This is a genomic window from Sulfitobacter sp. DSM 110093, from assembly GCF_022788715.1.
Taxonomy (GTDB): Bacteria; Pseudomonadota; Alphaproteobacteria; order Rhodobacterales; family Rhodobacteraceae; genus Sulfitobacter.
Genome location: NZ_CP085167.1, coordinates 2,412,245 through 2,438,497, shown reverse-complemented (window position 1 = coordinate 2,438,497; position 26,253 = coordinate 2,412,245). Strand labels below are relative to the sequence as shown.

General features: G+C 60.5%; 27 protein-coding genes. 13 read left to right on the top strand and 14 right to left on the bottom strand.

All coding sequences use genetic code 11. The features are described 5' to 3' along the window. Nucleotides 1-10: 10 nt before the first annotated feature. A complete protein-coding gene (locus DSM110093_RS11985; protein WP_243265299.1) occupies nucleotides 11-568 on the bottom strand; it encodes an NnrU family protein in 558 nt (185 codons plus the stop codon). Then, the gene (locus tag DSM110093_RS11980; protein WP_243265298.1) at nucleotides 565-1,431 is read right to left on the bottom strand and encodes a CoA ester lyase; all 867 of its coding nucleotides are present in this window, start codon (nucleotides 1,429-1,431) and stop codon (nucleotides 565-567) included. The genes DSM110093_RS11985 and DSM110093_RS11980 overlap by 4 nt, the downstream gene beginning before the upstream one ends. A gap of 305 nt (nucleotides 1,432-1,736) precedes the next feature. Between DSM110093_RS11980 and DSM110093_RS11975 the strand changes: the two genes are divergently transcribed. The 9 genes from DSM110093_RS11975 (at nucleotide 1,737) to DSM110093_RS11935 (ending at nucleotide 8,686) form a co-directional block, all read left to right on the top strand. Next, the gene (locus tag DSM110093_RS11975; RefSeq protein ID WP_243265297.1) at nucleotides 1,737-2,063 is read left to right on the top strand and encodes a hypothetical protein; all 327 of its coding nucleotides are present in this window, start codon (nucleotides 1,737-1,739) and stop codon (nucleotides 2,061-2,063) included. Between the two features lie 167 nt (nucleotides 2,064-2,230). Next, complete coding sequence (locus DSM110093_RS11970; protein WP_243265296.1) at nucleotides 2,231-3,331, top strand: PRC-barrel domain-containing protein; 1,101 nt, start codon at nucleotides 2,231-2,233, stop codon at nucleotides 3,329-3,331. A 154-nt stretch (nucleotides 3,332-3,485) separates the two neighbouring features. Further along, entirely contained in the window at nucleotides 3,486-4,448 is a 963-nt protein-coding gene (mdh, locus tag DSM110093_RS11965; protein WP_243265295.1) for a malate dehydrogenase, read from the top strand. Between the two features lie 253 nt (nucleotides 4,449-4,701). Further along, nucleotides 4,702-5,085 carry a succinate dehydrogenase, cytochrome b556 subunit gene (gene sdhC, locus DSM110093_RS11960; RefSeq protein ID WP_243265294.1) on the top strand — a complete coding sequence of 128 codons (384 nt, stop codon included), beginning with the start codon at nucleotides 4,702-4,704 and terminating at the stop codon, nucleotides 5,083-5,085. Nucleotides 5,086-5,096: 11 nt separating this feature from the next. Then, entirely contained in the window at nucleotides 5,097-5,468 is a 372-nt protein-coding gene (gene sdhD, locus DSM110093_RS11955) for a succinate dehydrogenase, hydrophobic membrane anchor protein (RefSeq protein WP_067940260.1), read from the top strand. 29 nt (nucleotides 5,469-5,497) lie between these two features. Next, the gene (gene sdhA, locus DSM110093_RS11950) at nucleotides 5,498-7,303 is read left to right on the top strand and encodes a succinate dehydrogenase flavoprotein subunit (RefSeq protein WP_243265293.1); all 1,806 of its coding nucleotides are present in this window, start codon (nucleotides 5,498-5,500) and stop codon (nucleotides 7,301-7,303) included. Next, complete coding sequence (locus tag DSM110093_RS11945; RefSeq protein WP_243265292.1) at nucleotides 7,303-7,638, top strand: hypothetical protein; 336 nt, start codon at nucleotides 7,303-7,305, stop codon at nucleotides 7,636-7,638. Before sdhA ends, DSM110093_RS11945 begins: the two co-directional genes overlap by 1 nt. 10 nt (nucleotides 7,639-7,648) lie before the next feature. Beyond that, nucleotides 7,649-8,428, top strand: coding sequence for a succinate dehydrogenase iron-sulfur subunit (locus DSM110093_RS11940; protein WP_243265291.1), 780 nt, complete (start codon nucleotides 7,649-7,651; stop codon nucleotides 8,426-8,428). A gap of 42 nt (nucleotides 8,429-8,470) precedes the next feature. Continuing rightward, a complete protein-coding gene (locus DSM110093_RS11935; RefSeq protein ID WP_243265290.1) occupies nucleotides 8,471-8,686 on the top strand; it encodes a hypothetical protein in 216 nt (71 codons plus the stop codon). A gap of 89 nt (nucleotides 8,687-8,775) precedes the next feature. Here DSM110093_RS11935 and deoD read toward each other — a convergent pair whose 3' ends face one another. The 3 genes from deoD to DSM110093_RS11920 all read right to left on the bottom strand — a co-directional run bounded on the left by deoD (nucleotide 8,776) and on the right by DSM110093_RS11920 (nucleotide 12,069). Further along, nucleotides 8,776-9,480, bottom strand: coding sequence for a purine-nucleoside phosphorylase (gene deoD, locus DSM110093_RS11930; protein ID WP_243265289.1), 705 nt, complete (start codon nucleotides 9,478-9,480; stop codon nucleotides 8,776-8,778). A 193-nt stretch (nucleotides 9,481-9,673) separates the two neighbouring features. Further along, nucleotides 9,674-10,018, bottom strand: a complete 345-nt coding sequence (locus DSM110093_RS11925) for an H-NS histone family protein (RefSeq protein ID WP_243265288.1) — start codon at nucleotides 10,016-10,018, stop codon at nucleotides 9,674-9,676. 83 nt (nucleotides 10,019-10,101) lie between these two features. After that, a complete protein-coding gene (locus tag DSM110093_RS11920) occupies nucleotides 10,102-12,069 on the bottom strand; it encodes a protein meaA (protein WP_243265287.1) in 1,968 nt (655 codons plus the stop codon). A gap of 166 nt (nucleotides 12,070-12,235) precedes the next feature. Between DSM110093_RS11920 and DSM110093_RS11915 the strand changes: the two genes are divergently transcribed. The 4 genes from DSM110093_RS11915 to DSM110093_RS11900 all read left to right on the top strand — a co-directional run bounded on the left by DSM110093_RS11915 (nucleotide 12,236) and on the right by DSM110093_RS11900 (nucleotide 17,723). Beyond that, nucleotides 12,236-13,633, top strand: coding sequence for a 1-acyl-sn-glycerol-3-phosphate acyltransferase (locus DSM110093_RS11915; protein ID WP_243265286.1), 1,398 nt, complete (start codon nucleotides 12,236-12,238; stop codon nucleotides 13,631-13,633). Nucleotides 13,634-13,757: 124 nt separating this feature from the next. Continuing rightward, nucleotides 13,758-15,038: a crotonyl-CoA carboxylase/reductase gene (gene ccrA / locus DSM110093_RS11910; protein ID WP_243265285.1), complete on the top strand. Its 1,281-nt coding sequence runs from the start codon at nucleotides 13,758-13,760 to the stop codon at nucleotides 15,036-15,038. 346 nt (nucleotides 15,039-15,384) lie between these two features. Beyond that, nucleotides 15,385-16,104, top strand: coding sequence for a LuxR family transcriptional regulator (locus tag DSM110093_RS11905; protein ID WP_243265284.1), 720 nt, complete (start codon nucleotides 15,385-15,387; stop codon nucleotides 16,102-16,104). An 80-nt stretch (nucleotides 16,105-16,184) separates the two neighbouring features. Beyond that, on the top strand, nucleotides 16,185-17,723 hold the full coding sequence (locus DSM110093_RS11900; protein ID WP_120350491.1) for an AAA family ATPase: 1,539 nt from the start codon (nucleotides 16,185-16,187) through the stop codon (nucleotides 17,721-17,723). Here the strand turns inward: DSM110093_RS11900 and DSM110093_RS11895 are convergent. From DSM110093_RS11895 to DSM110093_RS11855, 9 genes are all read right to left on the bottom strand, one after another. Next, nucleotides 17,720-18,487 carry a TIGR02186 family protein gene (locus DSM110093_RS11895; RefSeq protein ID WP_243265283.1) on the bottom strand — a complete coding sequence of 256 codons (768 nt, stop codon included), beginning with the start codon at nucleotides 18,485-18,487 and terminating at the stop codon, nucleotides 17,720-17,722. The two genes, DSM110093_RS11900 and DSM110093_RS11895, sit on opposite strands and share 4 nt — an antisense overlap. Beyond that, complete coding sequence (locus DSM110093_RS11890; RefSeq protein ID WP_093928432.1) at nucleotides 18,484-19,398, bottom strand: sulfite exporter TauE/SafE family protein; 915 nt, start codon at nucleotides 19,396-19,398, stop codon at nucleotides 18,484-18,486. Before DSM110093_RS11890 ends, DSM110093_RS11895 begins: the two co-directional genes overlap by 4 nt. Before the next feature lie 115 nt (nucleotides 19,399-19,513). Beyond that, entirely contained in the window at nucleotides 19,514-20,482 is a 969-nt protein-coding gene (locus DSM110093_RS11885; RefSeq protein WP_243265282.1) for an ABC transporter permease, read from the bottom strand. A 35-nt stretch (nucleotides 20,483-20,517) separates the two neighbouring features. Continuing rightward, nucleotides 20,518-21,678: an ABC transporter permease gene (locus tag DSM110093_RS11880; protein ID WP_243265281.1), complete on the bottom strand. Its 1,161-nt coding sequence runs from the start codon at nucleotides 21,676-21,678 to the stop codon at nucleotides 20,518-20,520. Nucleotide 21,679: 1 nt separating this feature from the next. Continuing rightward, nucleotides 21,680-23,281 carry an ABC transporter ATP-binding protein gene (locus DSM110093_RS11875; RefSeq protein WP_243265280.1) on the bottom strand — a complete coding sequence of 534 codons (1,602 nt, stop codon included), beginning with the start codon at nucleotides 23,279-23,281 and terminating at the stop codon, nucleotides 21,680-21,682. A 138-nt stretch (nucleotides 23,282-23,419) separates the two neighbouring features. Beyond that, nucleotides 23,420-24,421: a BMP family ABC transporter substrate-binding protein gene (locus tag DSM110093_RS11870; RefSeq protein WP_243265279.1), complete on the bottom strand. Its 1,002-nt coding sequence runs from the start codon at nucleotides 24,419-24,421 to the stop codon at nucleotides 23,420-23,422. Nucleotides 24,422-24,527: 106 nt separating this feature from the next. Continuing rightward, nucleotides 24,528-24,983, bottom strand: a complete 456-nt coding sequence (locus DSM110093_RS11865) for a GNAT family N-acetyltransferase (RefSeq protein ID WP_243265278.1) — start codon at nucleotides 24,981-24,983, stop codon at nucleotides 24,528-24,530. Beyond that, the gene (gene tsaB / locus DSM110093_RS11860; RefSeq protein WP_243265277.1) at nucleotides 24,980-25,603 is read right to left on the bottom strand and encodes a tRNA (adenosine(37)-N6)-threonylcarbamoyltransferase complex dimerization subunit type 1 TsaB; all 624 of its coding nucleotides are present in this window, start codon (nucleotides 25,601-25,603) and stop codon (nucleotides 24,980-24,982) included. Before tsaB ends, DSM110093_RS11865 begins: the two co-directional genes overlap by 4 nt. Then, complete coding sequence (locus DSM110093_RS11855; RefSeq protein ID WP_093928438.1) at nucleotides 25,596-26,156, bottom strand: NifU family protein; 561 nt, start codon at nucleotides 26,154-26,156, stop codon at nucleotides 25,596-25,598. Before DSM110093_RS11855 ends, tsaB begins: the two co-directional genes overlap by 8 nt. Nucleotides 26,157-26,253 lie beyond the last annotated feature (97 nt).

The following is a 26,253-nucleotide window of genomic DNA, read 5'->3' as shown; positions in this document are numbered from 1 at the left end:
AGGCTCCGGATCAATTGGGAAAGGGGATAACGCCGAGCCATGTGTGAATGCCGGCGACGAGGACGAACATGATCGTAGAGATGACGATCAGGCGGATATAGGTCGGGCGGCCAGCGCGAGGCGGGGCGGTCCAAGCGGGGTCAGCGCGGTTAATCAAGATCACTTCGCTGACCGCCCAGCCCAGCATTGTGCCGAACAGCAGGATCGAGGCGAGATCACCGTTAACCAGCAGGTGCGCCGTGGCCCAGATTTTCACGGCCAGCAGTTGCGGGTGGCGGGTTTTATAGGCAGGCCATGCTTTGGCACCTTTGGCTGCACTTGAGCCGAAGGCCCAGAAGGCCAGCACCATCAGCAGGTTGTTGATGTGCGTGAGGAATGCAGGCGGATTCCAGACCGGGATGAACTCTGCGCTGCGGTAGCCCCAGATGATCAGCGCAAGCGCCACGATAAGCGCCAGCGCCACCGCGCCACGGCCAGCAGTGCCCATCTGCGCGCGGGGGCCGGGCATCAGGCGTTTAAACAGATGGGCGGCGATCCAAAGGATCAAACCGATGATAAGGATTGTCATGGCGAGGGCTCCGGGCTCATGGCTGCAATTGCATCCAGTTTTGCCAGTGTTTCGCGGGCCGTGGCAACATGGAGATTTTCGACGATCTTGCCATCGACCACGGCGACGCCTTGGCCTGCCGCCTGTGCCTCTTCGTATGCGTCGATCTGGCGGCGGGCGAGGGCGGCTTCCTCCTCCGATGGGGTGAAGGCGGCATTGGCGATGTCGAGCTGTGCCGGGTGGATCAGCGTCTTGCCGTCAAAGCCCATGTCGCGACCTTGGTCGCATTCGGCGCGCAGCCCGTCGTCATCCTTGAACGCGTTATACACCCCGTCGATGATCGCCACACCATGCGCCTTGGCGGCCAGCAAGCAAAGGCCAAGGCCGGTGATCAGCGGCAGGCGGTCGGGGCGGAAGCGGGTTTGCAGGTCTTTCGCCAGATCATTGGTGCCCATGACCATGGCCTGCAACTGGCGGTGTCCAGCGATGGCGGCGGCGTTGAGCATGGCGCCGGGGGTTTCCATCATCGCCCAGAGGGGGATGTCGCCGACGATCTCGGTCAGCGCTTCGAGGTCGGCAGGGGAGCCGACTTTGGGTAGCAGAATCGCATCGGGCTTCATCGCCGCGGCGGCGCGGGCGTCATCCGCCCCCCATTCGGTATCCAGCCCGTTGATCCGCACCACCCGCATCCGTGCGCCGTAGCCGCCTGTAGCAAGCGCCTCAGCCAAAGTTTCTCGTGCGGTGGCCTTCTCATCCGGGGAAACGGCATCTTCTAGGTCAAAAATCACCGCATCACAGGCCAAACCGCGTGCTTTGTCGAGCGCGCGAGGCTTGGAACCGGGGATATAGAGAACGGAACGCAGCGGGCGGGTTGTGGCGGTCATGTAGGGCTCCTTAGGCAGGGCGGCGCATCGGCCACCTAACATTGTTGCGTGCAGAGGGGCATTTTTGTGCGAAAACTTCAAGGCAAAACACGCCGCGGCGCAGCGAACGCTGTTGCGCGGCTGTTCCGGCCGGCGGGTTAACCACTCCTTCAGGCCTAGGGCGCAATTTGGTCCGCATCGCATCTGTCGAAACATCCCACCACAGCAGGTGCAGTCATTTCAACCTAGGCCGCCCACGGGCCGATGTGAGATAGAGCGCATCGCCAGTCCCAAGGGCCACGCCTTTTGATGCAGAGGTAGATGCCATGACACGTTTAATGAAGATCTTTCACCTTGCTGCGCTGACCGCCGCGTCGGCCTTGGTGCTTGCCACCACGACAGAAGCGCAGACGCGCGGCAATTGCGCCCCACGCGACCACGTTGTGCTGCGGCTGGCCGATGGATTCGGTGAAACGCGGCAGTCTATGGGGCTGGGCGGCGATAATGCGGTGGTCGAAGTCTTTGCCTCTAGCCAGACGGGAAGTTGGACGATCACGGTAACGGGCACCAACGGGATCACATGTCTGGTCGCGTCGGGGCAGGGGTTTGAGGAATTGGCCGAAGCGTTACCAGCCAAGGGTGAGGATGCGTAATACGTCTGACGGTTAAGTAAGGCGCGGGCGGCCAGTGGCCGCCTTTTTTGCGTTTTGGGCATGGCGGCTGGCGCTATTTATTTAAGCAGCGGTGGAACTGGATGAGGCCATTCGGGTTGTGGTTCCAGAAGAGCGAACAACACTCGCTCACTGGAAGGAGTACTACAATGAAACGTTTTTTGAGCACCACAGCCATCGTACTGACCATGTCCGGCGCAGCCTTTGCCGACGCGCATTCCGAAGGCTTTGGCAACGTCGCCGTTGAGCAGACAGACTTCCTTGCATCCGACCTGATCGGTATGCGGATTTATAACTCTGAAGCCGAAGTCGATGCCGCGACACCAGTCGCAGCCGACGCAGAGCAAGAGTGGGATGATATCGGTGAGATTAACGACATCATCGTGACCAAAGACGGTGACGTGACTGCCGTTATTCTTGGCATCGGTGGCTTCCTTGGCATGGGTGAACGCGACGTGTCCATCTCCATGGATAAGATCACCATCTTGAACGACGAAGACGGTGATCGTTTTCTCGTTGTGAACACCTCGAAAGAAATGCTGGAGCAGGCCCCTGAATTCGAACGCCCCATGGTGGACGGCGAAGAGATGGAAGGTGAAGCCATGGAAGGCGAGGCGATGACTGAGACTGACGACAACGTCACAGTCGTCGACGGCGCCGAAACCGAAACCGAGGAAATGGCCAACGAAGTAGAGGCCGAGACCGACGAAATGGCGCAGGACGCTGAGAACGCGGCCGAGAACGTTGAAGCCGAAACCGAAGAAATGGCCCATGAAGTAGAAGCCGAATCTGAGGAAATGGCGGAAGAAGCCGACACCATGATGGAAAACGCCGAAGCCGAGACAGAAGAAGCTGTCAACGAAGCTGACGCCAACACCACCGTAATCACTGGTGACGAAACCGTTGAGCGTGACATGCTGCCGCGCCCAGAAGTTGAGCGCGAAGGTTATGAAACCGCCGAAGCGGGCATGATCGAGCAGATGACTGCCGAAGACCTTGAAGGTTCCTATGTATATGGTGCCAATGATGAAACCGTAGGCGAAATCGACTCGCTGCTGCTTGGTGACGACGGCCAGATTGACCGTGTTGTCATCAACGTAGGCGGTTTCCTTGGTCTGGGCGAAAAGCCAGTGGCCGTGACATTTGATGAGCTGCAGGTTCTGAAAAACGTCGAAGGTGACGATGTGCGTATCTACATCGACAGCACCGAAGAGCGTCTGGAATCGCAACCCGAATACGAAGCTGAATAATATTCCGCTCTAAGTTTCAGCAATTGGCCGCCCTTTGGGGCGGCCTTTTTCGTGGTGAGGGCAGTGTTTAGCCGCTGCGTAATGCTGCAACTTGCACGGGACGGTGCATTTCGGTATCTCCGGCGCAAATGAAACCTCTGTCGGAGACATGACCATGGCCAGACCCAAAATCGCGCTTATTGGCGCGGGGCAAATCGGCGGCACTCTCGCCCATCTCGCAGCACTGAAAGAATTGGGCGATGTCGTCCTTTTTGACATTGCTGAGGGCACACCCGAGGGCAAAGCGCTCGACATCGCATCCTCTGGCCCATCGGGCAAGTTCGACGCGACCATGTCGGGCACGCAGGATTATGCGGATATCGCAGGCGCAGACGTTTGCATCGTCACCGCTGGCGTTGCACGCAAGCCGGGCATGAGCCGCGATGACCTGCTGGGCATCAACCTCAAGGTTATGAAATCTGTGGGCGAGGGCATTGCCAAGCACGCGCCCGACGCTTTCGTGATCTGCATCACCAACCCGCTTGATGCGATGGTTTGGGCGTTGCGTGAATTCTCTGGCCTTCCGCATGAGAAAGTCTGCGGCATGGCAGGTGTGCTTGATTCTGCGCGCTTCCGTCACTTCCTTGCATCCGAATTTAACGTCTCGATGAAAGACGTCACCGCCTTCGTTCTGGGCGGCCACGGTGACACGATGGTGCCACTGGTGCGCTACTCCACCGTTGCAGGCATCCCGCTGCCCGATCTGGTCAAGATGGGCTGGACCACACAGGACAAACTTGACGCGATCGTGCAACGTACCCGTGACGGCGGTGCCGAAATCGTTGGCCTCCTGAAGACCGGTTCGGCCTTCTACGCGCCTGCGACATCGGCTATTGAGATGGCAGAAAGCTATCTGAAAGACCAAAAGCGCGTGCTTCCTGCAGCGGCGCATGTCGATGGTGCCTATGGCCTCAACGGCTTTTACGTCGGCGTGCCTACAGTGATCGGTGCCGGTGGTATTGAGCGCGTGGTCGAGATTTCGATGAACAAAGACGAACAGACGATGTTCGACAACTCCGTCAACGCGGTCAAAGGTCTGGTCGAAGCCTGCAAAGGCATCGACGAGAGCCTCGCGTAAGCGCCAGAACATACCATTTGGAAAGCGCGTCCCTCACGGGGCGCGCTTTTTCGTTCCGAGGGGATGCTATATTTGTGATCACACGATAATCTGCTGTGATCACAAAAGCGGGCATGACCACATCAGTCTGTCATTTTTCCACCGAAACACCGGCCAAACCTCGCAGAATCCCAGCAGTTCCCCGTGACAGTCCTGTAAAAACCGCTATCAAGATGCAAAGCACAGGACAAAGCACAGGACAAAGGACCGCGCCATGGCCGATGTGAACCGGGGTAATCGCCCGCTTTCCCCGCATTTGACGATCTACCGCCCACAATTGACCTCTATGACGTCGATTCTCACCCGGATCACCGGCAACGCGATGTTGATCACCGCGCTGTTGATCGTGTGGTGGTTCCTCGCTGCGGCGACCTCGGCAGAGTATTTTGATACCGTGAACGGGATCATGACCAGCTGGTTCGGTGACCTGGTGTTCACCCTGTCGCTCTTGGGGCTGTGGTATCACACGCTGGCTGGCGTGCGTCACCTGATCTGGGACACGGGCCGCATGCTCGACGTGCCGACTGCTGAAAAGCTGGGCATCGCGGCACTGATCGGGTCGGTCGTGCTGACCATCCTGACCATCATCATCGTTTGAGGAGCGACACCATGGCATACATGACAGATCGCAAACGCGCCCGTGGCCTTGGCTCGGCGAAAACTGGCACCGCGCATTTCTGGGCGATGAAAGTGTCCTCGCTGGCGCTTTTGGTGCTGATCCCGCTGTTCGTCTTTACCTTCGGCAGTGCGCTTGGCGGGACATATGAAGAAATTCTCGCCTATTACGCGCGGCCATTCCCGGCCATCGTGGCGGCCTTGACGCTGATCGTGGGCTTTAAACACTTCAATGACGGCGTGCAGGTTCTGATCGAGGACTATGTCCACGGGCTGGCAAACAAGATCGCCCTCATCGTGATGACCATCATCAGCTACGGCGCAGCAGCGGTCGGCGTTTTCGCCATCGCCAAGCTCGCCCTGTAAACAATACGCCCAAACGGGAGACCGATTAAATGGCAGCATATGAATATGAAACCCACGAATATGACGTTGTCGTGGTGGGGGCAGGCGGTGCTGGTCTGCGCGCGACATTGGGCATGGCGGAGCAGGGGCTGCGCACGGCTTGTATCTCCAAGGTTTTCCCAACCCGCTCGCACACCGTAGCGGCGCAGGGTGGCATCGCGGCTTCCTTGAGCAACATGGGCCCCGACAACTGGCAGTGGCATATGTATGACACGGTCAAAGGCTCTGACTGGCTGGGCGACACGGATGCGATGGAATACCTCGCCCGCGAAGCGCCCAAGGCGGTTTACGAGCTTGAGCACTACGGTGTGCCCTTCTCGCGCACCGAAGAGGGCAAGATCTATCAGCGCCCCTTCGGCGGCCACACCACCGAATTCGGCGAAGGCCCGCCCGTGCAGCGCACCTGTGCCGCCGCCGACCGGACCGGCCACGCGATCCTGCACACGCTTTACGGTCAGTCGCTGAAGCAGAGCGCGGAGTTCTTCATCGAATATTTCGCCATCGACCTGATCATGTCGGACGACGGCGTTTGCCAAGGCGTGCTCTGCTGGAAGCTCGACGACGGCACCATGCACCTGTTCAGCGCCAAGATGGTGGTGCTGGCGACAGGCGGCTATGGCCGGGCCTATTTCTCGGCCACCTCGGCGCATACCTGCACCGGCGACGGTGGCGGCATGGCGGCCCGTGCGGGTCTGCCGTTGCAAGACATGGAATTCGTCCAGTTCCACCCCACCGGCATCTACGGTGCGGGCTGTCTGATCACCGAAGGCGCGCGCGGCGAGGGCGGGTACCTCACCAACTCCGAAGGCGAGCGTTTCATGGAACGCTACGCGCCGACGTACAAAGACCTCGCCTCGCGTGACGTTGTCTCGCGCTGCATGACGATGGAAATACGCGAAGGCCGTGGTGTGGGCGAAAACAAAGACCACATCCACCTGCACCTGAACCACCTGCCGCCCGAAACGCTGGACCTGCGCCTGCCGGGCATCTCGGAATCCGCGCGTATCTTTGCCGGTGTGGATCTCACGAAAGAGCCGATCCCGGTGCTGCCGACGGTGCACTACAACATGGGCGGCATCCCCACGAACTACTGGGGCGAAGTGCTGAACCCGACCGCCGACAACCCCGACGCCATCGCACCCGGCCTGATGGCAGTGGGCGAGGCGGGCTGTGCTTCGGTACACGGTGCGAACCGTCTGGGTTCGAACTCGCTGATCGACCTCGTGGTCTTTGGCCGCGCCGCCGCGATCCGCGCGGCCAAGATCGTCGACGCCGACAGCCCGGTGCCCGCGCCGAACCTCAAATCGGTGGAAAAGGCATTTGATCGTTTCGACGGTCTGCGCAATGCCAAGGGCGGCACGCCGACCTCGGAACTGCGCCTTGAGATGCAGAAAACCATGCAGGCCGATGCCGCCGTTTTCCGCACCGACAAGACGCTGGAAGAGGGCCGTGAGAAAATGATCGAAGTGGCCGACAAGCTGAACGATCTGCATGTCACCGACCGCAGTCTCGTGTGGAACTCTGATTTGATGGAGACGCTGGAGCTGACCAACCTGATGCCCAACGCCACCGCCACGATCACCGCCGCCGCCGCGCGCAAAGAAAGCCGTGGCGCGCACGCGCATGAGGACTACCCGGATCGGAACGACGACGAATGGCGCAAACACTCGCTGGCGTGGTTCGATGGCAATGACGCGAAACTCACCTACCGCGCCGTGCACCTCGATCCGCTGACCGACGAATCCGAAGGCGGCATCGACATGAAGAAGATCGCCCCCAAGGCACGGGTGTATTGATGGTTCGCACAGCACTCATCGCGGCCACGCTGTTCGCTCTTTCGGGCTGTGTTGAAGTTCAGCAGGCGGTGGATGACACCGCCCGCCAAACCTCAAAAGGCGTGGTGACCGAAGTTCTGGCCACCCGCTTTCCACAGGTGCCAAAACAGCTGATCACCCCCTTCACCGACTGCATCATCGACAATGCCGACGCGCTGGAACTGCGCGAATTGGCCCGCGCCACCGTGGTCGGCGTGGAAGACACAACAACGGGCACCGTGCGCACGATCCTGTCGCGCCCCGAGACCCGCACCTGCCTGCTGGCCGCCGCGCCTGCAGCTGGCATGACGCTTTAGGAGACGCACAATGGTTCAACTGACGCTTCCCAAAAACTCCCGCATGACCAGCGGCAAGACATGGCCCAAGCCAACAGGTGCCACCAACCTGCGCGAGTTCCACGTCTATCGCTGGAACCCCGATGACGGGAAGAACCCGGCGCTCGACACCTATTTCGTCGACATGGACGATTGCGGGCCGATGATTCTCGACGCGCTGATCAAGATCAAGAACGAGATCGACCCCACGCTGACCTTCCGCCGCTCCTGCCGCGAAGGCATCTGCGGCTCCTGCGCGATGAACATCGACGGGATCAACACGCTGGCCTGTACCTATGGCATGGAAGAGATCAACGGCGTGGTCAAAATCTACCCGCTGCCGCATATGCCGGTGGTCAAAGACCTGATTCCTGATCTGACCCACTTCTACGCCCAGCACGCCTCGATCCAGCCCTGGCTGGAAACCGAGACGCCTGAGCCGCGCAAAGAGTGGAAACAGTCGATCGACGACCGCGCCAAGCTCGACGGTCTTTACGAGTGCATCATGTGCGCCTGCTGCTCGACTTCCTGCCCCAGTTACTGGTGGAACGGCGACCGCTACCTCGGGCCGGCCGCCCTGCTGCACGCCTACCGCTGGATCATTGACAGCCGCGACGAGGCGACGGGCGAACGCCTGGATGACCTCGAAGACCCGTTCAAGCTCTACCGTTGCCACACGATCATGAACTGCGCCAAGACCTGCCCCAAGGGGCTGAACCCCGCAGAGGCGATCGCCAATATCAAGAAGCTGATGGTCGAACGGACCGTCTAAAGACAACAAGGCCCGGCCAAGCGCCGGGCCTTTGGTTTTCCCATGATCCTACCCTTTGTCATCATTATTGTCTTTGTGATCGTGCTGATCTTTGCCCGCCGCAATGCGCCCACGCGGGACTGCCGCTGGCGCGAAGACCGGGCAGGCGACAAGGGCGCTTTGCGCAAATACTACTGTGTCGCCTGCGGGGCCGAAGCCTACCGCGCAGAAGGGCCCCCCGACCGCTGCCTCAAAGGACTGGACACACCCCGTCTTTGATACCCCCAAACAGCAAAAAGGGGCGCGACTTTCACCGCTCCCCTTCATCCTTTTTCAAATACCGTCCGCCCTCTCAACGGGCGCAGGCATCACGCAAAAGCCGCCTCCAGCGCAATCTCTACCATATCGCCAAAACTCTTCTCACGATCCTCAGACGGCAGCGCCTCGCCTGTCTGCAAATGATCGCTGACCGTCAACACAGCCAGCGCCCGGCGCTTGTGACGCGCGGCCAGCGTGTAGAGTTCCGCCGCTTCCATCTCGACCCCTAAAATACCGTGGCGCACCATCTGCTCGTCCAGATCGGGGCGCTCAGCGTAGAACACGTCCGAGGAATAGATGCCGCCGACATGGGTCTTGGCGTCCAGCTTTTCCGCAGCGCTCACGGCTGCGCGCAATAGCCCCCAATCGGCGCAAGGTGCGTAATTCATCTCTCGGAAAATGCCCGAAGACGGCGAGGTGATGGTGCTGGCGGTCATAGCTATGATCACGTCACGAATGCCAACATGGCTTTGCATCCCGCCGCAGGACCCGATGCGGATCAAAGTCTGCGCGCCATATTCCGTCATCAGCTCATTGGCATAGATCGACAGGGATGGCATGCCCATGCCAGAGCCTTGGATGGTTACGCGATTGCCGCGCCATGTGCCGGTGAAACCCAGCATCCCGCGGACTTCGTTGACCAATTCGGCCCCCTCGAGAAAAGTCTCAGCCGCCCATTTTGCGCGGTAAGGATCGCCGGGCATCAATACGGTTTCGGCAATATCGCCGGGTTTGGCGCCAATATGGACGGTCATTTTTATCTCCTGATGTTTCGCGCATTTTGCCTGTGGGCGGTGCGGTTCACAAGGGGAGTGATGGATGACGTAAAGGCGGCACCTAGAGGGGCCGGGGTACCAATAAGTTAATTCACAAATGCGTTATTGCCACAAAAAAAGGCACCGGCGAAACCCAATTCGCGCGGTGCCCTACAATTCGCCGGGACGTTGATTAAAGCCGCATTGTTTCGGGATCGCTGCCTTTTTCTACCTGTGCGCGAAACCAATTCGGCTGACGGCCTTTGCCGGTCCAAGTCTGGGATGGGTTTTCCGGATTGGCAAATTGGGGTTTTGATTTCGGGCCGGCTGCCGCTTTGCGTGGTTTCTTAGCCTTTTTGGGTGCGGGTGCTTCTTCGGCCAAGTCATTGAGGGAAAAGCCATATTCCGCCGCAGCCTTTTGGGCCGCTTTGCGCGCAGCGCGGCGTTCGCGCGACTGCGCCGCCTGCAATGCCTTTTTGACATCCGACAGAAGTTTCTCCAGATCCTTGCGGCTCATGGATTTCAGGTCTTTTTCCATATCTGATTTTTCCTTTCCAGATTGTGCTGGTCAGGGCAATTATAGAGCTAATTCGCTAATTGCACGATATATTTTGTGTCAGACTACTCGGCGGCTACGGCAGCAGGGTCGGCGAGCGTAATGATATCATGCATAATCACGTTCAATTCGAAGTCTTTAGGCGTATATACCTGCGCTACCCCGGCGGCCCGCAGACGGGTTGCGTCGGCTTCTGGAATAATACCGCCGACAATTACCGGGACATGGTTCAACCCGGCCTCTGCCATGCGTTTCATAAGTTCTTCGACAAGTGGCACATGAGATCCCGAAAGGATCGACAGGCCGACAACATGGGCGTCTTCCGCTTTTGCGGCCTCGACGATTTCGGCAGGGGTCAGGCGGATGCCTTCATAGCTGATGTCCATGCCGCAATCGCGGGCGCGAACGGCGATCTGTTCGGCCCCGTTAGAGTGGCCATCAAGCCCCGGTTTGCCGACGAGGAACTTGAGCCTGCGGCCCAGACGGTCACTCACCGCATCTACTGCATCACGCAGATCATCCAACCCTTCGGTCTTGTTCGATTGGCCCGCGGAAACCCCTGTGGGGCCACGATATTCCCCATGTACCGCGCGCATCTGAGCGGCCCATTCACCGGTGGTTACGCCAGCCTTTGCGGCGGCGATTGAGGCGGGCATGATGTTTTCACCCTTCTCAGCCGCGAGGCGCAGATCGGCCAGCGCCTTTTTCACTGCATCGTCATTGCGGTCCGCGCGCCATGCTTCAAGCCGGGAAAGTTGATCGGCTTCTGCCCCCGGATCGGATTGCATGATATCGCCCGCGCCCGTCATCAGCGGAGAGGGCGCGCCTTGTTGCCATTTGTTTACTCCGACAACCACGGTTTCGCCGCTTTCAATTCGGCGCAGACGGTCGGCGTTACTTTCGACCAAACGACCCTTCATGTAATCAATCGCGGAAATAGCACCGCCCATCCCGTCCAAATTCGCCAATTCCGCGCGCGCGCCTTGTTTGAGCAATTCGACTTTGGCGTCGACCGCTGGGTTGCCGTCGAAAAGATCGTCGAATTCCAAAAGGTCGGTTTCATGGGCCATAATTTGCTGCATCCGCATTGACCATTGTTGGTCCCATGGGCGGGGTAGGCCGAGCGCTTCGTTCCATGCGGGCAATTGCACAGCGCGGGCACGGGCTTTTTTCGACAGGGTCACAGCCAGCATTTCAATGAGAATACGGTAGACGTTATTCTCGGGTTGTTGTTCGGTCAGCCCCAGTGAATTGACCTGCACCCCATAGCGGAAACGCCGGAATTTCGGGTCCTCAACGCCATAGCGCTCACGGCAGATTTCATCCCAAAGGTCTACGAAGGCACGCATTTTGCACATTTCGGTGACAAAGCGGATGCCTGCGTTCACGAAAAAGGAAATACGGCCCACCAATTGCGGGAAATCTTCCGCGGGGACACGGGGTTTCAGCGCATCCAACACGGCTGTCGCAGTGGCCAGCGCAAAGGCCAATTCCTGTTCAGGCGTCGCCCCGGCCTCTTGCAGGTGGTAGGAACAGACGTTCATCGGGTTCCATTTTGGCACATTGGTATAGCAGTATTCGGCCACATCCGCGATCATCCGCAGAGAAGGCGCGGGCGGGCAGATATAGGTGCCGCGGCTCAGGTATTCCTTGATCAGATCGTTTTGCACCGTGCCCTGCAGCGCGGTCACATCCGCGCCCTGCTCCTCGGCCACGGCGATATAAAGCGCCAGCAGCCACGGGGCCGTTGCGTTGATCGTCATTGAGGTGTTCATCTGCTCAAGCGGAATGCCGTCGAACAGCGCGCGCATGTCGCCGAGGTGGTTTACCGGCACGCCGACCTTGCCCACTTCTCCGCGGCTCAAGACGTGGTCGCTGTCATAGCCGGTCTGAGTCGGCAGATCGAAAGCGACCGAGAGGCCGGTCTGGCCGCGCTCTAGGTTCGAGCGGTAAAGCGCGTTGGAGGCGGCGGCGGTGGAATGGCCCGCATAGGTGCGAATGAGCCAGGGGCGGTCTTTCTGCGATTGGGTCATCGTGGCCTCTTGAATCTTGGTGGCAATAAAGTTGCGTTAGGATGTTGATAGGCGAAATAATATGCCTCTGTCAATTCGCTGCGTTGCGGCATCACCTGAGTCGCGGCAGTACGCGTGGAAACAGATAAATATTGTCCTCTCGGCCCCGCGCTGTAAGGGTTAACCCATGACGCAGACCGTGCAATTGCCCCTTTGGCTGTTCATCCTCATCGTGGTTTTCGCAGCCGTCACGGCGCTGAGCCATTTTCTGCTGCCCTCGGTGCGCTGGTTCTTTCGCCGGCGGCTTGAACGGGCGGTGGCGCGGCTGAACAAGCGGCTAACGCGGCCGATTGAGCCGTTCAAACTGGCGCGGCGGCATGACATGATTCAGCGGCTGATCTATGACCCCGAAGTCAGCCAAGAGATCGTTAATTACGCGCGCAGCAATGGCGTACCTGAAAACGTCGCGTTTCAAAAAGCCCGCGGTTACGCACATGAGATCGTACCCCGTTTCTCGACATTTGCCTATTTCAGCTTTGGCATCCGTCTGGCGCGGCTTTTGGCCAATTCGGTGTACCGGATCGAAACGGCTGCCAGCAACGAGGCGACATTCGCCGCCCTGCCACGCGATGCGACGGTTGTGTTTATCATGAACCACCGCTCGAACATGGATTACATGTTGGTGACCTACCTCGCTGCGCGGTCTTCGGCGCTGAGCTATGCGGTGGGGGAATGGGCGCGGGTCTGGCCGTTGAGCACGCTGATCCGGTCTATGGGTGCGTATTTTATCCGGCGGCGTTCGCGCGGGGCGCTCTATCGTAAGGTATTGGCGCGTTATGTGCAGATGGCCACGGCGGGTGGGGTAACGCAGGCGTTTTATCCCGAAGGGGGGCTGAGCCTGACCGGGGCTTTGCAGCCGCCGAAGGTGGGGTTGCTGTCCTATGTGGTTGAAGGCTTTGACCCCGAGGGCGACCGCGACATCATCTTTGTGCCCGTCGCGATTAACTATGACCGCGTGCTGGAAGACCGGGTTCTGATCGCCGCCGGGCAGCGTGGCGACCGTCGCTTCGGTGCACGGATCACGGTGGTTGTGGGCTTTGTTCTGCGCAAGATGTGGCGGCGAATGCGGGGGCATGACACGCGGTTCGGAACCGCTGCGGTGACCTTTGGCGATCCGCTGTCGTTACGGCGTACGGGTGCGGAGGTGCCGGTCTCCGAGCTTTCCGAGATGCTGATGGACCGGATCGCGCAGGCGATGCCGGTGCTGACCGTACCGTTGATCGCGCGGGTGATGCTGCAAGAAAATGCACCGCTGTCTGAGGCTGATCTGCTGGCGAAAGTGAACGCGACGTTGGAGCAGATGCCAATGCGCAACCGTGTTCCAAAGCCTGATGTCCTGCCTGATCGGGTCGCCCGCGCCACAGCGCGGCTTAAGAAACGTGGCGTCATTTCCGAAAGTAAGAATGGCCTGCAAATAGTAGCGGGGCAGGAGCCGGTTCTGGCTTTCTATGCTAATTCTATTGCACATTTTGCGCGTCCCGATGCTGCGTCCGCGGCAGAAATTGCTGCGGCTGCTGGGTCATAAAATTACAAACTAGACCCGTTTGGGGTTGCAATGTTGCGCGACCGATCATATCCCAAAGGAGAGCCGCGGCGATTCTGCAGTGCGGCACAGACGTTGTTGAGACCGCTACCGGCAGGAGGCCCAAATGGCACTGGATACGAAACACGCCGATTACGACGCCCCGCAAAAGGACCTCTATGAAGTGGGGGAGATGCCCCCCATGGGTCATGTCCCGAAACAGATGTATGCTTGGGCCATTCGGCGCGAGCGTCATGGTGATCCGGACAGTGCGATGCTGCAAGAAGTCGTCGAAGTGCCGGAACTCGATAGCCAAGACGTGCTGGTTTTGGTGATGGCGGCAGGCATCAACTACAACGGTGTCTGGGCCGCACGCGGCGTGCCGATCAGCCCTTTTGACGGTCACAATCAACCTTACCACATCGCAGGTTCTGATGCGTCGGGCATCGTCTGGGCGGTGGGCGATAAGGTCACGCGCTGGAAGGTCGGCGATGAGGTGGTGATCCACTGCAACCAAGACGATGGCGACGACGAAGAATGCAACGGCGGCGACCCGATGTATTCCCCCAGCCAACGGATCTGGGGCTATGAGACGCCAGATGGGTCATTCTCGCAGTTCACCCGCGTTCAAAGCCAGCAACTTATGCCGCGCCCAAAACATCTGACATGGGAAGAAAGCGCCTGCTACACGCTGACGCTGGCCACCGCCTACCGGATGCTCTTCGGGCATGAGCCGCATGACCTCAAGCCCGGTCAGAACGTTCTGGTCTGGGGCGCGAGCGGTGGCTTGGGCTCTTACGCGATCCAGTTAATCAATACGGCGGGGGCCAATGCGATTGGCGTCATCTCGGACGAAAGCAAACGCCAGTTTGTAATGGATCTGGGGGCCAAGGGCGTATTGAACCGCAAGGATTTCAAATGCTGGGGCCAGCTGCCGACGGTGAACACACCCGAATATAAGGAATGGTTCACCGAGACTCGCAAGTTCGGCAAGGCGATCTGGGACATCACGGGCAAGGGCGTGAACGTCGACATGGTGTTTGAACACCCCGGCGAGGCGACCTTCCCTGTTTCGACTTTCGTGGTAAAAAAAGGCGGCATGGTCGTGATCTGCGCGGGCACCTCTGGCTTCAACCTGACGTTCGACGTGCGCTATATGTGGATGCACCAAAAGCGTTTGCAGGGCAGCCACTTTGCCCACCTGAAACAGGCGAGCGCGGCCAACAAACTGATGATGGAACGCCGCCTTGATCCCTGCATGTCCGAGGTCTTTAGCTGGGCCGATTTGCCCGAGGCGCATATGAAGATGATGCGCAATGAGCATAAACCGGGCAACATGTCCGTCTTGGTGCAGGCCCCCACGACCGGCCTGCGCACGCTGGAAGACACGGTGGCGGCCCGCGACTAAGCCTGACCCGCTGATTGAGATATGACCCCCGTGGCTCCGGCTGCGGGGGTTTTTCGTTGTGGACGTAATGAAACAAGGACTTACGCAGGACGACCCCGCCATTTTAGCGGGGGTGAAATGTGCGGATGGCGCAGAATTTCTTACATGCTATGGTTGTATTAATCTGCTATTAACCAAAGCTGGGCGACCCTCATGCGAGATGATTGGATATTGGATGTATTGGCCGATTTAAGGGCTTTCGCCATGGCAAACCAACTGCCCCGCACAGCGGAACAGTTGGATGACACGGCTCTTATCGCTTTGGCTGAGATGTCTGTGCAACGCGAAAGGGCCATAGGCCAGACGCATGAGGATAAAGCCGCATCTGGAACAGATTTGGGAAAGGTTGGCTCAGGCTGACGGGCAGGCCGCGCTTGGGCAGGTAAGCGAAGCGTTGCGCGACCACTATGGCATATCGCACGTTGTCTATCATTGGATCGACACGGCGGGCGGCCAGTATGGCTGCGGCACCTATGGGCCGCTTTGGTCAGAACGTTATAAGAACCGAAATTATCTGCGCATCGACCCGGTGGTCAGCGGCTGCTATCGCCGGTTTGAGCCAGTGGATTGGAAAGACCTTGATTGGTCCTCTAGCGCGGCGCGAAAGTTTCGCTGCGATGCGTTGGATCATGGGCTGGGCAATCAAGGGTTTTCGGTGCCCATTCGGGGGCCACATGGGCAATTCGCGCTCTTTACCACAAATCACAGTTGTTCGGACGCGGTTTGGGCCGATTTCGCCGCGCGACATCGCCGTGATCTGATCTGGGCGGCGCATTGTTTTAACGAAAAGGCGCTGGCACTGGCATCCGATCGGAGGCCGGGGGCGGTGCAGGCGCTATCGCCGCGTGAGGTGGACGCGATGACGTTGCTTGCCGTGGGCTATAACCGTGCGCAGGTTGCCCAACGGCTGTCGATCTCGGAACACACGCTTCGTGCCTATGTTGAAAGTGCGCGGTTCAAACTGGGCGCATCGAACACCACTCATGCCGTCGCGCGGGCGCTCAGCCGGGGATTGATCGTGGTTTGACCAAGATATTTGCGCGGAATCTCAAGCGGGCAGGGCAAAGCCATCTGGCCCCCGGCGCGGGGCTCAATTAGGGTCGCCCAATGACATCTACCGCGCTCACCTACTCCGAAGACCAAGCCGCCGCCCATGACAAGGTGGCCGAGATGCTGCGCTCTGCGGGCATTGATCTGGACGATTCATTGCTGATGCCGCCTGCGGGCGGGCCGGATCAGGTGATGGCGGTGACCGGCAAGGCCGGATCGGGCAAAACGCTGCTGCTGGCCGAGCTGTATCGTGCCTTGGAAGCGGCGGGCGTCGACATTGTGTCGGGTGATTACGAATCGCGCAAGAAGCGCGAGAAACGCACGTTGGCGATCCTCGCGCCGACCAATAAGGCGGCGAGCGTTTTGCGTCTGCGCGGGGTGCCTGCGACGACGATCCACCGCATTCTTTACACGCCGGTTTACCACCCCGAATACGAGCGCATCGCGGAATGGCTGACCGGGAATGGCGAAAAGCCCGACATCGAAGGGCTGAGCGAAGTCGCGCTTGACCGGGCAGCGGCGTTTTTCGCGAACAACAAATCCGTCCCCGGTGCACTGGCGGCGGCAGGCTTGCGGGGCAGTGATTTCATCACAGGATGGAAACGCCGCGAGGACCCGCTGGATATCGGCTTTGTCGACGAAAGCTCGATGCTGGACGACAAGCAGTTCGAGGACCTGAAAGAGATCTTCCCGACGCTGCTGCTGTTCGGCGATCCGGCGCAGCTCGCGCCAGTGGGCCAGTCGGGCACGATGGTGTTTGAAAAGTTGCCCGAAAAGCGGGTGTTGAACCTTAACCGGATCCACCGACAGCAAGCCGACAACCCGATCCTTGATCTGGCCCATGCGCTGGCCGACCCGCAGCTTGAGTTTCATGACTTTGAGCGGATGATCGAAGACGCGGCACGCAAAGACGACCGCGTGGTCTGGGGCCAGCGGGTTGAGGTTGATCTGATGGCGCGCAGCCCCGTGCTGGTCTGGCGCAACGCCACGCGCATTCGGTTGATCAACGCCTTTCGCGCCGTGCATGGCGCCCCCGAAGATGCGCTGTTGGCGGGTGAGCCGCTGATCTGCGACGGAATCGAACTGCCGCTGAAGCACCGCAAGAAACGCCTCGACCTAGAAGCGCGCGGCCTGATCAAAGGCGCGCAGGTGGTCTATCTGGGCGAGGGGCGCAAGCCGGGGTTCAGCCGGTTGCACGTCATCGGTGCCGAAGACCCGCAGGTAAGTGCGGCCTCGATCGTTAAAATCGAAAAGCCGGATGAGGAAGAACCCTTTATCCCCTTCGCCGCGCGGATGGGGGCGACGTTCTTGCATGGCGCGGCGGTGACGATCCACAAGGCGCAGGGCAGCCAGTGGGAGAACGTGCAGGTCTTTGCGCCCGACCTTTACGCGGCCGCGCGGATGGGGCGTTCTGAGGCCGGGCAACCGCTGTGGAAACGGCTGGCCTATGTCGCCATCACCCGCGCGCAGGAGCGGCTGATCTGGGTGGTGCGCAACCGCCTTAGCAAACCATCCGGCCCGCTGCGCGTGGACGATCTGCGTGCGGCCCCGGCAGCCGCGCTGACGCTTGAGGCGACCGAGGATGGCGCGGCTTAGCGGCGCAGCAACCCGAAGACGGCAGATGCGCCCCAGCCCGCAGAAATGGCGATAAAGAGCGATAGCAACCCGTAGATAAACGCCTGCTCATGGGCGAGGTTGAACAGCCACCGCTCCATCCCGACTTTGCGCACGTCGATCACCGTCTCATATTGCGCCACCACATCGCCGCCACGGGTCAAGAAAATCCGCGTGTCATAGGCGCCTTCGGTGAGCGAGGCAGGCAGGGCCACGGCGGCGCGGAAGAGGGTTTGTTCGTCAACCTTCACACCATCTTCGATGACTTGGTAGAGGTTGGCGTCCTTGCGCACGCGGATCAGCGCATCGGTGAACTGGGTCGGGTCCGCGATCTCCATCGGGGCACCGACAGAGCGGATGGCGCGGGGGATGGAAATGCGGTGGCGCAGGTCTTCGATGCGTTTGAGCACTTCGGACAGCGGGCCAGAGGTGACCACGGCATAGAAACTCGGCGCGCGGTCGACCTCAACCGCGTCTACGTTCACCCAAATGCCAAAGCGCCGTTCCTTGCGCCGCACCATGATCGGGGTCGAGGGGCCAGAGACCGTCATGACCACTTCAAGCGGCGCGCCTTCGGGGATCGGCGTTTCACGTTTGACAGCGCCGTAAACGAGGATCTCGGACCCGTCGAAATTGGTGGTGATGGAGACTTCGGCTTGGCTGAGGCCCAGCACGATCTCTTCTTCCGCCGTGGCGGTGACGGCCGTGAGCAACAGGCCAGCGAATGCGAGAACTGCGCGGATCATTCTGCCGCCACCGGGCTGAGGGAGTAAAGCTCGGACGGCTCCAGCAGCAGATCAAGCGCCAGCTTACCGCAGACCGCCAGTACCAGCACCGCCAGCAAAATGCGCAACTGTTCGGCCTGCATCCGTACGCCGATCCGCGTGCCAACCTGCGCGCCTAACACCCCGCCGACCAGCAAAAGCACCGCCAGCACGATGTCGACCGTCTGGTTGGTGGTGGCGTGCAGCATGGTGGTGAAACCGGTCACGAAAATGATCTGCAACAGCGAGGTGCCGATCACCACTTTGGTGGGCATGCCGAGCAGATAGATCATCGCGGGCACCATGATAAAACCGCCGCCAACGCCCATGATGGCAGAGAGCATCCCGACCGCCGCGCCAACAAGCACCGGGGGGATCACCGAAATATAAAGCCCAGAGACACGGAAACGCATTTTAATTGGCAGGCCGTGGACCCAGTAGTGTTTCTTGCGCTGCACGCGCCCGCCCTTGCGGGTGCGGCGGATCGCGCGGAGCGATTCAAAGAACATCAGCCCGCCGATGATGCCCAGAAAAATCACGTAGCAAAGGGTCACCAGCAGATCGACCTGACCTAGCGATTTCAGGTAGTTAAAGATGAACATGCCGATGCCGGAGCCGATGAGGCCGCCCGCCAGCAATACCCAGCCCATTCGGAAATCCACCGTGCGCCGTTTGAGGTGCGCCAGCAGGGCCGAGAAGGAGGAGGCGACGATTTGATTGGTCGAGGTGGCCACGGCCACGGCGGGGGGGATGCCGACAAAGAACAACAGCGGCGTGATCAAAAATCCACCGCCGACGCCAAACATGCCCGATAGGATGCCCACAATTCCGCCCAACCCCAGAAGGAGGAAGGCGTTAACCGATACCTCGGCGATGGGCAGGTAGATTTGCATGATGTTTCCTAGCCCCGAACGGCCGCGCGTTTCAACAGAGCATATCGCTGTCGCGCGATTACTTTGCCTAGGTTGCGCCTCTCCGGCCCTCGGGTGCAAGGGCCGGAGAGGGGTGTCAGCGTTCTTTTACATAGGGCTCGCCGCCCGCGCGGGGTGGGATCGCCTTGCCGACGAAGCCCGCGAGGATCACCACGGTCATCAGATAGGGCAGCGCGCTCAATATCTGGCCCTGAACTTTGATGCCGATCACTGATTGGATCACGTCAGGCCGGGTTTCCAGCGCGCCGAATAGGCCAAAGAGCAGGGTGGCCCAAAGTGCGTACCAAGGCCGCCATTTGGCGAAGATCAACGCAGCCAGCGCGATAAAGCCACGACCCGCCGACATGTCTTTGACAAAGCCCGCCTGAAGCGCAGTGCTGAGGTACGCCCCTGCGACGCCACACAACAGGCCAGCAATGGCGACGGCAGCGTAGCGCAGACCGACGACCGAGACGCCAGCGGTGTCCACCGCAGCAGGGTTTTCACCCACCGCGCGCAGCCGCAGGCCAAAGCGGGTGCGGAACAGGATCCACCATGTCAGCGGCACGGCCAGGAAGGCGGCATAGACAAGGATCGAATGGCCCGAGATCAGCTCTTCGTAGAAGGGGCCGATGAAGGGCACGTCGGCCATGGCCTCGGCAAAGGGCAGGGTGATCGGCTCGAACCGGGCACCGCCGAAGAGCGACGGGGTTCGGCCCCCTTGAGCAAACCAGTCCTGCGCGATCAGCACGGTCATGCCAGCAGCGAGGAAGTTGATCGCCACGCCGGAGATCAGCTGATTGCCGCGAAAGGTGATCGAGGCGAGGCCATGCACGGCGCTGAGCGCCAGCGAGGAGGCGATGCCTGCCGCGAGTCCGATCCAGACCGAGCCGGTGATCGAGGCGAGCGCCGCCGAGAAGAAGGCCGCGGCCAGCATCTTGCCTTCAAGCCCGATGTCGAAGACCCCGGCGCGTTCAGAGAAAAGACCGGCAAGACAGGCCAGAAGCAGTGGCGTGGCCAGCCGCACAGTGCTGTCAAGCAATTGGATGAGCGTGATATAGTCCATAGGTCAGACCCGCTTTCTCAGGGGGGTATAGGGGCTCATTCCGCGCTCTCCGATTGGGCGCTGCGGGGGCCGGGCTTGGGCTCGCTGTCAGCGGAATTGGCTGGGGGGCCGGGGCGGCGGAACATCAGGAAAAGACGCTCCAGCGGCATCCGCACCATATTGTCGAGCGCGCCGGTAAAGAGGATCACCAGCGCTTGGATCACGACGATCAATTCGCGCGGGATTGAGGTCCAGAGCGCCAGTTCGGCGCCGCCTTGGTAAAGGAAACCGAAGAGCAGGGCAGCGAAGAAGACGCCCACGGGATGCGAGCGACCCATCAGCGCCACGGCGATACCGATGAAGCCTGCGCCTTCGGTCGCGTTCAGCACCAGACGCTCGCTTTCGCCCATGACGTTGTTGATCGCCATTAGCCCCGCCAGTGCGCCAGAGATGATCATCGTGACCATCGTGATGCGCACGGGCGAGATGCCCGCGTATTTGGCGGCAGGTTGCGAATGGCCATAGGCGCGAATTTCATAGCCAAGGCGCGTGCGCCAGATCAGCAGCCAAACCACGATACAGGCCGCAGCAGCGACGAGCAGCGAGATATTGGCAGGCGCGGATTTCGAGAAGGCGATGCCAAGCGGGGCGAGCAGTTCATGCAACGTCGGTAGATGCACCGCTTCGGGGAAGCGGGCGCTGGCTGGGTCCATGCTGCCGGGCGGGCGCATGACGTTGACCAACACATAGTTAAGCAGCGCCGCGGCGATGAAGTTGAACATGATCGTGGTGATCACGACGTGGCTGCCGCGTTTGGCTTGCAGCCAGCCGGGGATCGCAGCCCAGACGGCGCCGAACAGCCCGGCCATGACACCTGCGCCGATCAGCGCCAGCGTCCAGTGCGGCCATGGGATATAGAGCGCGGCAATGGCGACGCCCAAACCGCCCAGCATCGCCTGACCTTCGCCCCCGATGTTGAACAGCCGCGCGTGAAAGGCCACGGCAACGGCAAGCCCGGTGAAGATGAAGTTGGTCGCGTAATAAAGCGTATAACCCCAGCCATAGGTCGAGCCGAGCGCGCCTTTGACCATCAGCGTCACGGCGGCAATCGGGTCTTCGCCGATGGCAAGGATCACCAGCGCCGAGAGCAGGGCGGCCAATAGCAAAGAGATCAGCGGCACGAGGATCACCTCGGCCCATTTCGGCATCACGTCCATCTCAGACCTCCTTGCTGGCGTCGCCGCCGGCGCGGGCGAGATTGGCTTCGACCTCGGCCACGCTGTGTTCGTTCTCTGTGTCGGTGATGCCAGCCATCAAAAGCCCCAGTTCTTTCTCGTCGGTCTGATCGGCGGCGCGTTCGCCCATGATCTGCCCGTCAAACATCACCGCGATGCGGTCCGACAGGGCAAGGATTTCTTCGAGTTCGACCGAGACCAGCAGGATCGCCTTGCCCTGATCGCGCAGGGCGATGATCTGTTCGTGGATGAATTCAATCGCGCCAATGTCGACGCCGCGGGTGGGCTGACCGATCAGCAACAGGTCTGGGTTGCGCTCGATCTCGCGCGCGAGGACGATCTTCTGCTGGTTTCCGCCCGAAAAGTTCTTGGCGGCGAGCGTCGGATCGGGTGGGCGCACGTCAAAGCGGGCCATTTTGTCCTCGGCATCGGCGCGGATCGCGGCGTGGTCCATCAGCAGCCCGCTGTTGAAGCGGTCGTCGTGGTGGTAGCCGAAGACGTTGTTCTCCCAAGCCTGAAAATCCATGATCAGACCCTCGCGCTGGCGGTCTTCGGGCACATGGGCCACACCGCGAGCGCGGCGCGATTGGCCGTCGGATTTCTTGCCCGATAGGTCCAGCGGGGTGCCGTTCAACGTAACGCTGCCGGTGCCATCGGCATAGCCGCCCAGCACTTCGAGCAGTTCGGACTGGCCGTTGCCTGCGACGCCCGCAAGGCCCAGCACCTCACCGGCGCAGACTTGCAGATCAATGCCGCGCAGACGCTCAACGCCTTTGCCATCGACGACCCGCAGCCCTTTGACATCCAAAATGACATCGCCGGGCGTTGCAGGTTCTTTGTTGACGCGCAGCAAGACTTTACGCCCGACCATCAGCTCGGCCAGTTCCGGCGGCGAGGTCTCGGCAGTCTTCACGGTCGCGGTCATCTTGCCACGGCGCATGACCGACACGGTGTCGGTGATCTCCATGATCTCGCGCAGCTTGTGGGTGATGAGGATGATGGTTTTGCCCTCAGAGCGCAGGCGCCCGAGGATGCGGAAAAGCTGGTCGGCCTCGGCAGGGGTCAACACGCCGGTCGGCTCGTCCAAAATTAAAATATCGGCTTGTCGGTAAAGCGCTTTGAGGATTTCAACGCGCTGCTGCATGCCCACGCCGATATCTTGGATCAGCGCATCGGGGTCGACGTTGAGGCCGTAGTCTTCGGCAAGACTAATTAGGGACTTGCGCGCTTTGGAGAGCGACGGCTTTAACAAGCGGCCATCTTCGGCCCCCAGAATGATGTTTTCCAGAACGGTGAAGTTCTCGACCAGTTTGAAGTGCTGGAACACCATGCCGATGCCCGCCGCGATGGCGGCTTGGCTGTCGGGAATGTCGGTCTTTTTGCCACTGATGAAAATCTCACCGGCGTCGGCTTTGTAGAACCCATAAAGGATCGACATCAGCGTCGATTTGCCCGCGCCGTTTTCGCCGATAATCCCGTGGATCGTGCCGGGCATCACGCGGATCGAGATGTCTTTGTTGGCCTGCACCGGGCCAAAGGCTTTGGAGATGCCCTTAAGTTCAATCGCGGGAGCGGTATCGGTCATATCAAAAGGTCCTGCGGCCATTGCGGGTTTTGATCTGGGTTTGGCCCAATTCTTTCCGGGGCATGGCGTTCTCCGGTTCGGAAAGGGCCGCGCCGATGATACGGCGCGGCCCTAAGGGTTAGTTTGGTAAATTTAGGCTTAGAAGTCCAGCGCCGGGCAGCTGTCATTCTCGTAGTAGGAGACCACTTTGATCTCACCGTCGATGATCTTTTGGCGCGCTTCGTCGACTGCGGCTTGCATCTCTTCGGTGACAAGGTCCTTGTTGTGCTCGTCAACGGCAACGCCGACACCTTCTTCGGCAAGGCCGAGGGTCACGACTTCACCAACTTCGAGGTCTTCGCCCGCCATCATCGCGTCATAGACCGCGACATCGACACGTTTCAGCATCGAGGTCAGGACTTTGCCCGGGTGCAGGTGGTTTTGGTTGCTGTCCACGCCGATCGAAAGGATGCCTTCGTCAGCGGCGGTTTGCAGCACGCCCACGCCGGTGCCGCCTGCTGCGGCGTAAACCACGTCAGCGCCTTGGTTGATCTGGGCTTTGGTGATCTCGGAACCTTTTACCGGGTCGTTCCAAGCGGCGGGGGTGGTGCCTGTCATGTTGGCGATCACTTTGGCATCGGGGTTGGTTGCCATGACACCTTGGGCATAGCCGCAGCCGAAGTGGCGGATCAGCGGCACGTCCATGCCGCCGACAAAGCCGACGGTGTTCGACTCAGACGCCATCGCGGCCATCACGCCGACGAGGTAAGACCCTTCATGCTCGGCAAAGCTGACCTGACGGACGTTGGGGAGGTCGAGCCAGTTCACGTCAACCACGGCGAATTTCGTATCGGGGTAGTCGGGGGCGACGGTCGAGAGCGGATCTGCCATGGCGAAACCCATGGTGATGATCGGGTTGGCCCCGGATTCGGCAAAGCGGCGCAGGGCTTGCTCGCGCTGTGCTTCCGACTGCATCTCGATCTCGGCGAATTTGCCGCCGGTTTCTTCGGCCCAGCGCGTCGCGCCATTGAAGGCCGCTTCGTTAAAGCTTTTGTCGAATTTGCCGCCAAGGTCAAAGATCAGCGCGGGTTCGGCCAGCGCGGCGCCCGATGTCAGGGCCATGCCTGCGGCTGCGCCGAGGAATTTTGTCATGAGGGTCATTTATCGTCTCCCGGTTGTGGTGCCGGGCGGTCTGGCAAATGCTGCCGCCACGGCGTTTGTGGATCATTCGATCAGGTGCAATTTAGGGCGCAGGCGGGGGGTGGGGTCAACCGCTTTTTGCGGTCAACGCTGCGGGATCGCCACAGTGACCATGGGTCAAGTCGTGCCGCAGAATGCAGGCATCGACGGCAGGGGCATCAATGCGTGCGTAATAGGCACGGCGGGTTGCGATGTGGGCGAAGTTTTCACCGGCATAGAGGGCGCGGGCAGGGCGGTTATCGGCTGCGACCTCTAGAAAGGCGCTGGCGCAGTCTGCGGGCAGGGCGGTCAGCCAATCGCGCAGCAACGCGCGGGCAATGCCTTGGCGTTGGCAGCCGGGATCGACCGCGAGGGTCAGTAACTCAGATTCGCCCGCGATGGTGCGGGTCAGGGCAAAGCCGCCGGGACGGGTGAAAAGCTGCACGAAGGGGCCATTGAGCAGGCTTGCGAACTCCGCCTCCTGCCACGGCCTGTCATGGGTAAAGGCGGCAGCGTGAATGGCGGCAAGCTCTGCCGCTGTCACGGCAGCAGCACCGGCGCGGCATCGCGTGCGGGCGCTGCATCGGCGGGGCGCAGGTAAAGCGGCGCGGGGCGTGGTGGGGCGCTGGCATAGCGGCGGGCCGTGATGCGGGCGATGGCTTCGGCCACCGGCATCGCGGGAGGCTTTCCGCCTTCACCGATCAGCGGGCCGGTGAAGGCTGGAAGGGCGGCGGCGTCATAGAGCGCGGGAGTAGAAAGGTCGGGGTTGTCAAAGCCTTGGAGGAAAACCTGATCGCGGCGGGCATCCACCGCACAGGCGCAGGGGCCGGTATGGCCTGCTCGCAATGCGTCAAAGGCATCGACCCCAACCGCCGGAATGCCAAGGCCAAGCGCCAGCCCACGGGCGGCGGAGACGGCAATGCGGATGCCAGTGAAATTGCCCGGTCCGATGCCGACGCCAAGCGCGGTGAGATCGGCATAGGCCACATTGGCCTCATCCAGCAGCTCTTCGCAGAGTACGAGTAGCCGTTCGGCTTGGCCCTTGGTCATCGGCTCGACGAGCGCCGCCAGCACCCGGTCGCCCGACAGCAAAGCGGCCGCGCAATGCGCGGCCGACGTGTCGAAGGCCAGAATCAGCGGCCCGCTTGCGCTATGCTCAGGCAACCGGACGAACCTCTGTCACCTCGGGGATGTAGTGGCGCAGCAGGTTTTCGATGCCCATTTTCAGCGTCAGCGTGGACGAGGGGCACCCGGCGCAGGCACCTTGCATGTGCAGATAGACAACGCCGCGCTCAAAGCCGTGGAAGGTGATGTCGCCGCCATCTTGGGCCACGGCGGGGCGCACCCGGCTGTCTAGCAACTCTTTGATCTGGCCGACGATTTCACCATCTTCGCCGTCATGCGCGGCATGGCCGGAGGTGGGCTGGTGGTCAGAGGCCATGACCGGCTCACCGGATTGGAAATGCTCCATGATCGCGCCCAGCAGGGCGGGCTTCACATGGTCCCATTCCACGGCGTCTTGTTTGGTCACAGTAACGAAATCGGTGCCGAAGAACACGCCCGTCACACCCTCAACGGCAAAGAGCCGTTGGGCCAGCGGCGATGTCGCCCCGGCATCGGGGGTCGGGAAATCAGCGGTGCCCATTTCCAGCACGGTCTGACCCGGCAGGAACTTGAGCGTTGCGGGGTTCGGAGTGGATTCGGTCTGGATGAACATGGGATTTACCTCGCTTTCGGCGTGGGTCTGATATGCGCCCGCTTGGGCTACAAGTCAAGGTTTAGAACGGTTCTAAATTGAAAGCGGCTGAGTCGGG